Source organism: Ottowia thiooxydans DSM 14619 (assembly GCF_000422885.1).
Lineage (GTDB): Bacteria > Pseudomonadota > Gammaproteobacteria > Burkholderiales > Burkholderiaceae_C > Ottowia > Ottowia thiooxydans.
In genome coordinates this window covers 75437-88151 of sequence record NZ_AUGX01000008.1, presented here as the reverse complement: position 1 = coordinate 88151, position 12715 = coordinate 75437, and the positions used below count along the sequence as shown (strand labels likewise).

The following is a 12715-nucleotide window of genomic DNA, read 5'->3' as shown; positions in this document are numbered from 1 at the left end:
GTGCAGGCTTCAGGTTTTAGGCAGCTTGAGCGCCCGCGCAGCAAGCAGGTTGCGCTGGACCTGGGCCGTGCCTCCAAAGATGGTCAGCGGACGGGTAATCATGTAGAGCCATTCGAGATCGTCTGGCAGACCAAGGTGCGGCGCCGCGCCGATCAGACCGCCATGTTGCCCCGCCAGCTCCTGTACGGCCTCGGCGATACGCTGAGTGGCCTCAGCGTTAAAGAGCTTGAGCATCGAGAAATCGTCATCAGCGTCACCACCGGCAAGAGCAGTCTCGCAGACTTGCTCGTACAAGGCTGAGGCATCCGACACGTCACAGGCATGGCGCTCCAGCGTGTCCCGGTAGCGCTCGTCGTCACGCAAGCCCAGCGCCGCCCCGGTGCGTTGAAGCACCAACAGCGCGTGACGCAAAAGCTCCGGCGAGCCGTGGCTGAACCGCTCGAAGCCAAGTAGCGCTTTGCCCACCGCCCAGCCATCACCCACCTGCCCCACCAGGTTGGCACGCGGCACAGCCACATCGTCAAAGAAAACTTCGCAGAAATGTTCTTCGCCTGCCAAAGTGCGAATGGGCCGGACGCGAATCCCTGGCGTCGCCATATCCACCAGCAGGAAAGTAATGCCTTGCTGCTTTTTTTCCTCCACGCAGGTGCGCACCAGCATGAAGATCATGTTGGAATCACTGGCCATCGTGGTCCAGGTTTTCTGGCCATTGACAACGAAGTGATCGCCCCGGTCTTGCGCCGCGGTGCGCAAATTGGCCAGGTCAGAGCCGGCATTGGGTTCCGAATAGCCTTGGCACCATACGTCCTGGGCTGACAAAATGCGTGGCAGATGGATGGCTTTTTGCTCGGTTGTGCCGTAGCGCAGCAACACGGGTGCCAGCAAGCGTAACCCCATATCCATAGGCCGTGCCACACGAAAACGCTCAAGCTCTTGCTGGTAGATGAGTTGCTTTCGCAGCGACAAACCCATGCCGCCATGCTCTGCAGGCAGCGCAGGCGCCCGCCAGCCGTCCCTGTGTTGCGCCTTCAGCCACTGCCGGGCCTCATCGCCAGTCAGGCGGCGCATGGGGTCGCGCAGGGGTGACAGGTAGTTGACCTCTATCCAGGCGCGAAGCTGAAGCCGAAACTCATCGTCATTGAGCTGGTTGCGATCAATGCGCGTCATAGGCTTGCTCCGTGCAGCCCGGCCTGCAGAGCATATTGCCGGCGGTGGTGGCTACCATTGCCAAGGAACGCCGCCCACCGCAATGCCGCTTTCAAATAACAACCAATAGCCGCTTCCGCCGCAAACCCTATGGCGCCATGCGCCTGTACACCAAAGCGGCCAGCCAGCAAGGCTGCATCCGAGGCGCGGGCTTTTGCCGCTGCAATCGCAGCCTGCGCCTGCGCGCTCCCCGCAGCTTCCGCGTGGCGTTGCAGCGCACTCTGGCAAGCGGCGCGAGCCAAAGCCTGTTGCAGCCTGACGTCCACACTCAAATGCTGCATTGATTGGAAGCTGCCAATGCGGTGGCCGAACTGCACCCTCGTGCGTTGGTATTCGAGCGTGATCTCCAGCGCACTGGAGGCCAGGCCTACTAGTTGCCAGGCGGCCAGAAGCTGAGCTTCTTCGATAGCAGCTGATAAGGCTTCGATGACCGTTGGCCCTTTTGCCAACAAAGCTTCGGCGGTCAACTCCACATCTTCAAAAGAGACCACCGCAACGCTAGCACCATCGCTGGCGAGTGATTCATCCAGACTGACACCGTCCATGCCTCTTGCAACGAGCCACAGGGTTACCTCACCCTCCAGTAGTGCCGCGACCAGGAGGCTGTCTGCGAATGAGCCACACGCTACGCCAAGCTTTCGGCCACGCAGGCGGTAGGTCCCGTTGGTTTGGCGTTCAACCATCGTGGTGGCTGGCACCGGGTCCAGGCTACGGGCATCTTCCTGCCAAGCCAGTGTGGCCACATGAGATCCGTCAATCAATCCCTGCGTTACCAGCTGCCAGCCGAGGAAGCCGGGAAATCTTGATGCCATCACCGCAGGCATGACAGCGCAGGCCAGCAGCGGCTCCGGCACCGCATGGCGGCCGAACTGCTCGGCAACGATGGCGGCGTGCACAGGCTCCAGGGAACTGCCGCCCATGGCTTCAGGCAGGCGCAGCGCCAGCCAGCCCTGCTCAGCCATGCCGGTCCACAACGCGCGGTCGAGAACCGTCTTTCCTTGATAAATCGCCTGCAACCGCTCCAGGTGATGTTCCTGACTCAGGAAGTCCTGAGCCGAATCCCGCAGGAGGATCTGTGTCTCGTCTTGTGCGTCGAGGTAAGTCACGTCGATTCGTATCTCTCAGATGCTCTCAATGAATAAACCCTGGCCAAGCGCGCACTTCGCGCTTAAACAGTGCTCGCGTTTCCGAGGATCACCGTGCTCTGGCTCGACAGGACGCCGCCATTGCCATGGGCCAGAGCCACATTGCAATCTGCCACCTGACGCTGGCCACATTCGCCTCGCACCTGCCGCACCGCCTCTATCAGCAGGAACAAGCCGTACATGCCAGGGTGACAGTAAGAGAGCCCGCCCCCATTGGTATTGGTAGGAAGCGCGCCACCCGGACGAAGCTTGCCGTCCGAGACAAACGCCCCGCCCTCGCCTTTAGGACAAAAGCCCAGATCCTCCAGAAACAGCAAGGTGGTCAGCGTGAAGGCGTCATAGACCTCTCGCACGTCGATATCTTTCGGCCCCAGCCCGGCCATGGCGTATGCGCGCGCGCCAGAATCCCGCGCTGCCGTACGAGTAAGGTCTGCCATGTTGGAGATGGATGTGTGGCTCGCCGATTCGCCGCACCCCAGCACATAAGCCGGTTGCTTGCGCAGATCACGCGCACGCTCGGCCGAAGTCATCACCAGAGCGCCCCCGCCGTCGGTCACCAGGCAGCAGTCCCGTACGGTCAGCGGGTAGCTGACCATGCGCGAACTCAGCACCTGCTCGATCGTCAGATCCTTCTTCTCCCACGCCGCAGGGTTGAGCTGAGCCCACTTGCGCGCTGCCACCGCGATCTCCGCAAGCTGCTCTCGGGTGGTGCCGAATTCATGCATGTGGCGGGATGCCGCCAGCGCATAAGCAGTGGACGGCAGAAAGGGGCGAAATGGCGTTTCATAGGGATTGATGTCACGCCCCCGGGTTGCGGTGCGGCCTTCCGTGCGCTGCGTACTGCCATAGGTCACCACCGCCACCTCACAAAGCCCCGCCTCAATGGCCGCTTGAGCATGAGCCACGTGCGTCATGAATGACGAGCCGCCCAGATAGGTCGAATCACCATGGCGCGGATCGATGCCCAGGTATTCGCGCAAAGCCAGGGTCACCATCCGGCTTTGGGTCGCAGCGCCGAACAGCCCGTCGACATCGCGCAGATTCAACCCACAGTCATCCAATGCTCGATGAATCCCCTGGGCCATCAGGTCCAGCGGGGACATTCCCTGGGCTACTTCGCCCAGATCGGATTCGGCCACCCCGACGATGGCACAGCTGCCGCGCTTCATGACGCATCTCCTGCCAGGTCAAACACGGGCAGCGGCGCTTCTTCGCCGGCTTGCTCCACCACGCGCACCTGCACGCGCTGGCCTATGCGCACCTCCAGTGGCGCCAAGCCCTCTACCCGCGACATCATCCGAAACCCCTCGTCAAGATCGATCAGGGCCACGTTGTACGGATGGCCTTCGCGGGGGTACACGACCGTGGTGGCATGCACCGTTCCCCGGCCTTCGCTCACTCGCCATTCCAATTCGCTGCTGCCGCTATAGGGGCAGACAAGCCTCGGGAAAAAGACCGCTCGGCCCGCCGATGGGCTGAACTGGTAGGCGAGTTGTCCGGCTCGCAAATGGCGGTGGTAAATCGCCAGGGGCGACTCGGACACAGGGGAGGAGAGAGACATGGTGGCCGCCTGGAAATGGCGCGTTGATTTTTCACGCTCAAGTGTCTTGTCCACACGAGGCATCCTGCCCTTCCGCTTGCGAGATGAGGTATGCGATTAATGAATGGCAGAAATCATGGGGAAATGCAAACCACTCACACGTGCACCGCTGTGAAGGGACGGAAAGCGATCACAAACGTAGGACTTCCTAAAGAGCATTAGTCCGCCCTTCATTCCCGTGAAAGGCATTTTTCAAAGTCTTCATATTAATTTTGATATAATGCTTTCTTTTCGATACTTGGCGACACCATTTCGGTTCGCCAAGTTTGTTCGCAGTGGTCTGCACTTGCGGTCTTCAGGCCGCCCATGACCGCTGTGCCACGGGCGGTGCACCACTTCCCACAGCACTGGCTCCCTCGTCTCGAGGGCACAGGCCAGCGAACTCTCCACAACCCACAACCAGGCTCGGCTTTGCGCTCGCCTGTCGTTGTCGGCGTCGTTGGCGTCGTTTCGGCTCGCAGCTCCAGCCTCCTCGGTTGTCCTAACACCGGAGGAAATCATCGTGGCCAAGCAAATCCAGATCGAGCACCTGTTCAAGGTCTTTGGCGATACGCCTGAGCGCGCCTTGACATTGGCAAGCCAGGGATTGAGCAAACAGGAGATCGTTCAGCAGACCGGTCAATCGATAGGCGTGTTCGACGCCAGCTTCACCATAGAGGCAGGTGAAATTTTCGTCATCATGGGTTTGTCCGGCTCCGGGAAATCGACCCTGGTTCGCATGTTCAACCGCCTGATTGAGCCTACCGCCGGCCGTATCGTGGTGGATGGGGAAGACATCGCACAGTACACCGACAAGCAGCTGCGCGATTTCCGCCGTCGGCACATCAGCATGGTGTTTCAGTCGTTCGCGCTGCTGCCGCATCTCACCGTATTGGAGAACACTGCCTTCGGCTTGGAGCTGGCGGGCGTGCCGCGTACAGAGCGAGAGACCGCCGCCCGTGCGGCACTGGATCAGGTGGGACTGGCGGTGTGGGCAGGCAGCTACCCAGACGAGTTATCCGGCGGCATGCAACAGCGCGTGGGTTTGGCTCGGGCGCTGGCGGCTGACCCATCCATCTTGCTGATGGACGAAGCCTTCTCTGCGCTCGATCCCATCATCCGCTTCGAGATGCAAGGCGAGTTACTTCGGCTTCAGCAAGACAAGCGCCGCACCATCGTCTTCATCTCGCACGATCTGGACGAGGCCATGCGCATTGGCGATCACATCGCCATCATGAAGGACGGACAGGTGGTGCAAGTGGGCACCCCGGAAGACATCCTGCGCCGCCCGGCCAACGACTACGTGCGCCAGTTCGTGCGCGGCGTGGATGCCGCCGCCGTATTCAAGGCCGGAGATATTGCCCGCAAGACGCAAGTAGAGATTTCAGAGAGCCCCACACGCGGTTGCCGGCCCGCCCTGAAGCGCCTGCAGGATCATGACCGCGAGTGGGCTTACGTCGTAGACACCAAGCACCGCTACCTCGGCGCGGTATCCGCCGATTCACTGCGCACCGCGCTGCAAGAACACGAAGGCCCCCTGGGTCTGAAGAACGCCTTCGTCGACGCGGTGCAACCCATTGCCGCCGACACACCCATTGTGGATTTGTACGGCCACATGGTGTCTCAGCCAGCACCACTGCCCGTAGTGGGTGCCGACGGCAGTTTCGTCGGCACCATCAGCAAGAACCGGTTGCTGACCTTCCTGGATCCAAATACCGACACAGAAGGCAACCCACTGCCGCAAGCCACAACCGCACCGTCAGCTGGGGCTTCAGCTGCGGCTGCCTGAGCACAGAAAGCACCGTATGAACACATCTGACAACACCACCTTTGTGGATCCTTATCAGGCGGCACCCGCTGAAGCGGGCCCTCACTGGTTGCAAGGCCCTCAGGCCAGCGCCAGCCCACCCGAAATGAGTGCCTCGCCCGACGCATTCCAAGATCCCTATCAAGCCGCTCCTGCCAACGCTTCTCCCGAGTGGTTAAACGGCCCACAAGCGGTCACGCAGGACCTGACAGGGCAGATGAGCGGGTTTGGGGGCGACAGCCTGACCGCTGCAAGCCACGCCGCCGCTCAGCAAGGAGCAGACACCACAGCTTCCATAGCCGATTGGCTCGATGGCGCACTGCCTGTGCAAGACTGGATCAACCAAGGCTTGCACTGGTTCGTTGACCACTTCCGACCGGCTTTCCAGGCGTTGCGCCAACCAGTCGATGCGCTGCTGGGAGGAGTTGAGGCCGCGCTGCAGTATCCGCCCACCCTGGTGATGATCGGCCTTCTTTCGCTGTTGGCCTGGCAGTTGGCAGGTGCCCGCATGGCCGTTGGGGCGTTGATTTCGCTCACAGTCATCGGCCTTCTGGGTATCTGGTCTGAGGCCATGGTCACACTGTCCCTTGTACTGACCGCGCTTTTCTTCTGCGTGCTGATTGGATTGCCCCTGGGAATATGGTTGGCCAGCTCCGAACGCGCTAACCGCCTGATGCGCCCCCTGCTGGATGCCATGCAGACCACGCCGGCCTTCGTGTACCTGGTACCCGTGGTCATGTTGTTTGGCATAGGCAACGTGCCGGGCGTGATCGTCACCATCATCTTTGCGCTTGCGCCGCTGGTTCGCCTCACCAACCTGGGAATTAGACAGGTGCGGCCTGATCTGGTGGAAGCGGCGCAGGCCTATGGCGCGTCGCCCTGGCAGCTCCTCGCCCGCGTGCAGATTCCTCTGGCCATGCCCTCCATCATGGCCGGCATCAACCAGTCTTTGATGCTGAGTCTGTCGATGGTGGTGATCGCCTCGATGATCGCGGTAGGCGGGCTGGGCCTGATGGTATTGCGTGGCATTGGCCGGCTCGATATGGGCTTGGCCACGGTGGGTGGTCTGGGGATCGTGCTCCTGGCGATCGTGCTGGACCGGCTGACTCAAGCCCTCAGCCAGCCTCGCCGCCACGGACAGCCGTGGCATCAACGCGGACCGATCGGCTTGCTGCGCCGCCTTGCCAGTCGACCCGCTGCACCTGCCGCCCCTAGCGTACCTACCGGCTTATCCGGCACGGCTACTGCGCATTCTGCTTAGTCCAAACAATTTGAGGAACTCCAGGTGACCCTTGCTCTCTCCAGCCCCTTCTCCTTCCTGCGCCGCGCTGGTGTGGCCCTGGTTTCGGCCAGTCTGCTGACATGGGCTCCTGCGGCTTTCGCTGCAACCGATCTCCAACTGCCTGGCAAAGGCGTGCGCGTGCAGCCGCTTAAAAGCTCTATCGCCGAGGAAACTTTCCAGACCTTGCTGGTCATGAAAGCGTTGGAAAAGCTCGGTTATGAAGTGCAGCCCATTCGTGAAGTCGAATACCCCACCGCCCACCTGGCCATTGCCAATGGCGACGCCACCTTCATGGCAGACCACTGGGATCCCATGCACAACGATTTCTACAAGAATTCCGGCGGAGACGCCAAGCTATGGCGTGACAACACCTATGTGGCGGACAACATTCAAGGTTATCTGGTCGACAAGAAAACCGCCGACGAACACAAGATCACGAACATGTCCCAGTTGGCCGACCGGGCCATCGCCAAACTGTTCGACACCGACGGCGATGGTCGCGCCAACCTCACCGGATGCCCGCCAGGCTGGGGCTGCGAGACCATGATCGAGACGCACCTCTCGGCCTACAAGCTGCGCGATACCGTACAACACCAGCAGGGCAGCTATTCGGCGCTGATGGCGGATGTCATTGCGCGCTATAAATCCGGCCAGCCTGTTCTCTACTACACCTGGACACCCTATTGGGTCAGCAATGTGTTGGTGCCAGGAAAAGATGTGGTGTGGCTGCAAGTGCCGTTTTCAGCTTTGCCTGGCGAGCAAGCCGGGCAGGACACCACGCTGCCCAACGGACGAAATTACGGCTCGGTCATCAACAACCAGCGCATCCTGGCCAGCCGAGCCTTCATCGAAGCTCACCCTGACGCCGCCAAACTCTTTTCCCTCATGAGGCTGCCCGTGGCAGACGTCACGGCGCAAAACAACGCCATGAACGACGGCCAGAATTCCAGCGCCGATCTCGAACGCCACACTGAAGGGTGGATCAAGGCCCATCAATCGCTGTTCGACGACTGGCTGGCGCAAGCGCGGGCCGCCGCAAACCGTTGAACTAACCCCCAGTCAAGACCTTACTTGCGCTGCCGGAACATCCGTTCTTGGAGCACTTCAAAAGAAACGCGACAATCACCCCATGACTTGGCAACGCATTCTTACTCTTTTAGCAGCTATTGCCCTCGGCGCCGGTGCTTGGCGAGCCGGTGGCTGGGCGGGTATCGCCCTGGTCGGTAGCGCTCTGGTTCTGTGGTTTTTGTTGAACTACACACGCCTGATCACCATCATGAAGCGCGCCGCGGATCAGCCCATTGGGTACGTGGGCAGCGCCGTGATGTTCAACGTCAAACTCAGGCCCAAACTGCCCTTGCTGCATGTGATCGGCATGACTCGCTCGCTCGGCGAACGCTTGTCGGCCGAGGGCGTCGAGCCTGAGGTCTACCTTTGGCGCGATCCCGGCGACTCTCAGGTCATTTGCGAATTTGAGGGCGGACGCCTTGCCCGGTGGCGGCTGGAGCGGCCCACGCAAGCTGCGGAAAACGTAGAGTCTGGCGAAGCATCAGGCAAACCGGAATAAGTTCTAGGAGGCTGTCGGACTTGGAGCGCCGATAGCGAAAATGGGCCCCAGCGAGGACAGTTTTCACGGGATTTGCAGGCCCATAGCCTAGCTATGGGTCAAAAAGACCGTGGAAAATGGACCGCTGCGGCCCATTTGCCGCCGGCGATTTCCAAGTCCGACAGCCTCCTAGCCTACGGCTCAGCCCAGACCCTTTGGGCTCGGCATCCCTTGGCTAGCTGGCCCTGACCCCTCCCCGCATCGATCCCGGGCGCGCCGCATCGTTCGGCCTTACTCGGCCTTGCCTTAAAATCCGCGGGACAAGGTGGCCATGCCGCCACTCCAACAATTTTGAGCTGAGGAATACCCCATGAGCGCCCCTGCCCTCAACCTGGACGATCGCGACGGCAAAATCTGGATGGACGGCCAGTTGATCGATTGGCGCGATGCCAAGATCCACGTGCTGTCCCACACGTTGCACTATGGATGCGGCGCGTTCGAAGGCGTCCGCGCCTACAACACGGTGAACGGCACGGCGATTTTCCGCTTGGAAGAGCACACCGACCGCCTGTTCAACAGCGCCAAGATCCTGCGCATGAAGATCCCCTTTACCAAAGAGCAGATCAACGAAGCGCAAAAAACCGTGGTGCGCGAGAACAAGCTGGAAAGCTGCTACATACGGCCGTTGGTGTGGCTGGGTTCGGAAAAACTGGGTGTCAACCCACGCGGCAACACTGTCCACTTGATGGTGGCGGCTTGGCCATGGGGCGCCTACCTGGGTGAAGACGGTATGAAACGCGGTATCCGCGTCAAAACCAGCAGCTACACGCGCCATCACGTCAACATCACCATGACGCAGGCGAAGGCCGTCAGCAACTACAGCAACTCCATCCTTGCCAACATGGAAGCCCTGGATGATGGCTACGATGAAGCCCTGCTGCTCGATGCGAGTGGCTTCGTGAGCGAAGGCGCGGGGGAGAACGTATTCGTGATCAAGGATAGCGTGGTCTACACACCCGATCTGTCCGCCGGCGCGCTGAATGGGATTACCCGCAACACCGTGCTTCACATTTGTGAAGACCTGGGTGTCAAGTTGATACAAAAACGCATTACCCGCGACGAAATTTATATCGCGGATGAATGCTTCTTCACTGGCACTGCAGCCGAAGTCACCCCTATTCGAGAACTGGACCGCATAGAAATCGGCACCGGCTCGCGTGGCCCGCTCACTGAGAAGATCCAAAGCGCGTTCTTCGACATCGTGAACGGCCGCAATGCCAAGTATGGCAAGTGGCTCAGCAAAGTCTAAACGGAGCAAGCGCATGAGCCAGAACATCATCGAGCTAAACGCCCAGGACATCACGCCTGAGGGCGGCGCTTTCTGTCCCAACCCCAAAGCGGACATGCAGCTGTGGAACACGCACCCGCGTGTTTACCTGGATGTCGCGCATTCCGGTGAGGCCAAGTGCCCTTATTGCGGCACGGTCTACCGGTTGAAAGACCCCTCTTCTTTCCACGCGGCCCATTGAGCACGGCATCCGTCTCCGACCGCTCGAGCTCTCTACCGCCTTCCGCTGAATTGTCATTTAAAAGCGCGCCCCTGGAGCTGAAGGCCCTGGATGCCGCGGTTTTTCTGCTGCTGGCACTTTCGCTATCCATCCCCTCGGGTTATTCCTGGGGAGCTGCTCTGTTGCTCTTGCTCGGCCTGTATCGCTGGCCTGCGGTGCTCCGTGGCCACGTCGCGTGGCCCAGGGATATGCGGGCCTGGGCCCTGGTGATCGTCCTTATGGGCATGCTCTGGAGCTTGCACATCGTCGTAGATGGCAAGCTCATCACGCATTCGCTGGGGGTTGATCGCAGCATCAAGTATTTGTTGGTGTTTCTTACCCTGCCTGCGCTGCTGGTGGGGCGCCCCTCTGAAAAGGCCTTGAATTGGGGCTGCTGGATAGGCGCCTGTGGCGCTGGACTGACGGCCATATGGCAGCTCGGCTTCCTGGGATGGGACCGGGCCGCCGGATATACCAACGCCATTCAGTTCGGCAATTTGGCCTTGCTTCTGGCCGCCTGGAGCGGCGTGCGTGCACTACGTGCCCCCGTTCGCTGGCAGAAAGCCATCGGCTGGCTCGCGGTGCTGCTGGGCATGGTGGCCAGCGTGACCTCTGGAAGCAGAGGCGGTTGGCTGACGCTTCCTGCACTCATGTTGCTGATTTTCTGGTTGAAAGCGCCACCACCGTCTGCCGGAAAATCCTTGTCGCATGCCTTGCGCGCGGCTGCCCTGACGTTGGCGGCATGCTTGGCTCTGCTAGCTTTGCCCCCGGTGCAGCAGAGAGTCAGCATCGCTATCGATGAATGGCAGGCGCATGAACAGCAAGCGGAAAACACCTCGGTCGGGCTGCGCCGCTCGTTCTGGAAACTGGCGTTGGATGTAGGCCAATCAAACCCCTGGGTAGGCGCCGGCCAGGTCGGTTACGAAGCGCTGCAACGCGAAGCAGTAGAGCGAGGCGAAATGCCAGAGGCGGCGCTGGAATTCAACCATGCGCACAACGAGTGGCTTGATATGTTCGCCAAGCGCGGGTTACTCGGCGTTGCCGGGTTGGCGCTTTTCTTCGCCGTGCCCGCAGTGATTTTCGTGCGAGGCCTGCGTCGCCAACCGGAAGATGCGCAAAACCTGGGAGCACCGGGGAGCCCTGATGCCGATGAGCGTCGCGCCAATGCAGCGTGTGGCTTGATGACGGTGCTCGGTTTTCTCGGTTTCGGCCTCACGCAGGTGATGTTTGCCCACAATAACGGCAACATGATGTACCTGCTTCCGGTGACGTTGTGGCTAGCCTGCTTGCAGCGTCCGGCCGCCAAACCGTGACACCTCCCACCCCCGGCCCAGGGTTTCAGCCTCTCGGGGGAGATAAGACATTCAAGGACTTGCCATGGCGACTTCACAAGACACCCGCCCGTTACGCGTGCTGCACTTTGTCTCCGGTGGGTTTTCGGGGGCCACGCAGGTAGCGATCGATTTGTGTGGGCAACAGCCGGGCCAGGAAACCCTGCTCGTACTCAGGCGCCGTGCCTCTGTTGATCCCACACCTCGTGTGCAGGCCTTGCGCGCGCAAGGCCTGCAAGTGGAGGTGGTGCCTCGTTGGTCTCATACCGTCACCATCATGGCCTTGAAGCGCATCTGTCGCGAATGGAAACCCGATGTACTGGTGGCGCACGGTTTCAGCGAACACCTTTGGGGCCGCTACGCAGGACTGGCTGCAGGCGTTCCCCGGTTGATCCACGTCGAACACAACGTCCGGGAACGCTATGGGTTCTGGCGTCTCAGAAAATCTCTGTGGCTGGCCCAGCGCACGGAGCGGATCATCGGCGTCTCTCAAGCAGTGCGCGATGCCTTGGTTCGTCTCGGCCACCCCGCCGACCGCTGCACCGTGGTCCTGAACGGCATCGAGCTCTCACGCTGGACACAAGGGCGACCCTGGAACGAGCGCGAAGACGCCATCGTCATGCCCGCACGATTCGCAGGCCAAAAAGACCATTTCACGCTTATTCGCGCCGCGGCCCTCATGGCAGAGCAGGGGCTGCGCCCCACCGTCTATCTGGCGGGCGAAGGAAAATCCAGTTGGCGTCAGCGCGCTGAAGCCCTGGCCCGCAAGTTAGGTGTGGATCAACAGGTGCGTTTCATGGGCCATGTGAGCAATCTTCCTGAATTGCTCGGCCGCGTGAAGCTCTGCGTCCTGTCCACCCATTACGAAGGTCTGGGATTGGGGCTGATTGAAGGCATGGCCTCTGGCTGCTGCGGAATCGGTACCGACGTGGAGGGTGTTCAGGAGGTCCTGACCCACGGCGAAACCGGGTTTTTGGTGCCACACGAAGATGCGCAAGCGTTGGCGCAAACACTCACGCGCCTGCTTGGCGACCCCGAAACCGCCTCTCGCGTGGCTGAGGCTGGCCGATCTCATGTACACGCAGTGTTCGATCGCCGGCGCATGCGCCAGCAGTACCTGGACCTGTTTCTTCAGAATCGCTGAGTAAGTACACACCAACTTGTTTCCGCGATAAAAGCCCGAACGGTTACTTGAACACCATTCGGCATCAGAGGATCGCTCGATCTTTAAGCGCTGAGCCACTAACAGGGCGTGTGAGAAAAGCGGGTGAG

The 12715-nt window shown here is 60.6% G+C and carries 12 protein-coding genes; 8 read left to right on the top strand and 4 right to left on the bottom strand.

Going from position 1 to position 12715, the window contains the following annotated elements; genetic code table 11:
- Positions 1-9: 9 nt before the first annotated feature.
- The 4 genes from G518_RS0104115 to G518_RS0104100 form a co-directional block, all read right to left on the bottom strand.
- Positions 10-1167, bottom strand: a complete 1158-nt coding sequence (locus tag G518_RS0104115) for an acyl-CoA dehydrogenase family protein (protein ID WP_028601450.1) — start codon at positions 1165-1167, stop codon at positions 10-12.
- Positions 1164-2312, bottom strand: a complete 1149-nt coding sequence (locus G518_RS0104110; protein WP_028601449.1) for an acyl-CoA dehydrogenase family protein — start codon at positions 2310-2312, stop codon at positions 1164-1166. Before G518_RS0104110 ends, G518_RS0104115 begins: the two co-directional genes overlap by 4 nt.
- 62 nt (positions 2313-2374) lie before the next feature.
- Positions 2375-3520: a thiolase gene (locus G518_RS0104105; RefSeq protein WP_028601448.1), complete on the bottom strand. Its 1146-nt coding sequence runs from the start codon at positions 3518-3520 to the stop codon at positions 2375-2377.
- Positions 3517-3966: a Zn-ribbon domain-containing OB-fold protein gene (locus G518_RS0104100; protein ID WP_245597896.1), complete on the bottom strand. Its 450-nt coding sequence runs from the start codon at positions 3964-3966 to the stop codon at positions 3517-3519. Before G518_RS0104100 ends, G518_RS0104105 begins: the two co-directional genes overlap by 4 nt.
- A 487-nt stretch (positions 3967-4453) precedes the next feature.
- On the opposite strand from G518_RS0104100, the gene proV reads away from it, so the two are divergent.
- The 8 genes from proV to G518_RS0104060 all read left to right on the top strand — a co-directional run bounded on the left by proV (position 4454) and on the right by G518_RS0104060 (position 12587).
- Positions 4454-5719, top strand: a complete 1266-nt coding sequence (gene proV, locus G518_RS0104095; protein ID WP_028601446.1) for a glycine betaine/L-proline ABC transporter ATP-binding protein ProV — start codon at positions 4454-4456, stop codon at positions 5717-5719.
- A 16-nt stretch (positions 5720-5735) separates the two neighbouring features.
- Positions 5736-6998, top strand: coding sequence for a glycine betaine/L-proline ABC transporter permease ProW (gene proW, locus G518_RS33800; protein ID WP_051236000.1), 1263 nt, complete (start codon positions 5736-5738; stop codon positions 6996-6998).
- A 24-nt stretch (positions 6999-7022) separates the two neighbouring features.
- Positions 7023-8066 (top strand): glycine betaine/L-proline ABC transporter substrate-binding protein ProX, encoded by a 1044-nt coding sequence (proX, locus tag G518_RS0104085; protein ID WP_028601445.1) that lies wholly within the window; start codon positions 7023-7025, stop codon positions 8064-8066.
- Positions 8067-8148: 82 nt separating this feature from the next.
- On the top strand, positions 8149-8586 hold the full coding sequence (locus G518_RS0104080; protein WP_028601444.1) for a hypothetical protein: 438 nt from the start codon (positions 8149-8151) through the stop codon (positions 8584-8586).
- Between the two features lie 349 nt (positions 8587-8935).
- Positions 8936-9874: a branched-chain amino acid transaminase gene (locus tag G518_RS0104075; RefSeq protein WP_028601443.1), complete on the top strand. Its 939-nt coding sequence runs from the start codon at positions 8936-8938 to the stop codon at positions 9872-9874.
- Positions 9875-9887: 13 nt separating this feature from the next.
- On the top strand, positions 9888-10094 hold the full coding sequence (locus G518_RS0104070; protein WP_028601442.1) for a zinc-finger domain-containing protein: 207 nt from the start codon (positions 9888-9890) through the stop codon (positions 10092-10094).
- A gap of 50 nt (positions 10095-10144) precedes the next feature.
- On the top strand, positions 10145-11425 hold the full coding sequence (locus tag G518_RS0104065) for an O-antigen ligase family protein (RefSeq protein ID WP_156909272.1): 1281 nt from the start codon (positions 10145-10147) through the stop codon (positions 11423-11425).
- Positions 11426-11489: 64 nt separating this feature from the next.
- Positions 11490-12587: a glycosyltransferase gene (locus G518_RS0104060; protein ID WP_028601440.1), complete on the top strand. Its 1098-nt coding sequence runs from the start codon at positions 11490-11492 to the stop codon at positions 12585-12587.
- Positions 12588-12715: the final 128 nt, after the last annotated feature.

Excerpts from the sequence above, each read along its gene's own strand:
- G518_RS0104115 (WP_028601450.1), bottom strand. The coding sequence starts at position 1,167 with ATGACGCGCATTGATCGCAACCAGCTCAATGACGATGAGTTTCGGCTT.
- G518_RS0104105 (WP_028601448.1), bottom strand. The coding sequence starts at position 3,520 with ATGAAGCGCGGCAGCTGTGCCATCGTCGGGGTGGCCGAATCCGATCTG.
- proW (WP_051236000.1), top strand. The coding sequence starts at position 5,736 with ATGAACACATCTGACAACACCACCTTTGTGGATCCTTATCAGGCGGCA.
- G518_RS0104080 (WP_028601444.1), top strand. The coding sequence starts at position 8,149 with ATGACTTGGCAACGCATTCTTACTCTTTTAGCAGCTATTGCCCTCGGC.
- G518_RS0104075 (WP_028601443.1), top strand. The coding sequence starts at position 8,936 with ATGAGCGCCCCTGCCCTCAACCTGGACGATCGCGACGGCAAAATCTGG.
- G518_RS0104070 (WP_028601442.1), top strand. The coding sequence starts at position 9,888 with ATGAGCCAGAACATCATCGAGCTAAACGCCCAGGACATCACGCCTGAG.
- G518_RS0104060 (WP_028601440.1), top strand. The coding sequence starts at position 11,490 with ATGGCGACTTCACAAGACACCCGCCCGTTACGCGTGCTGCACTTTGTC.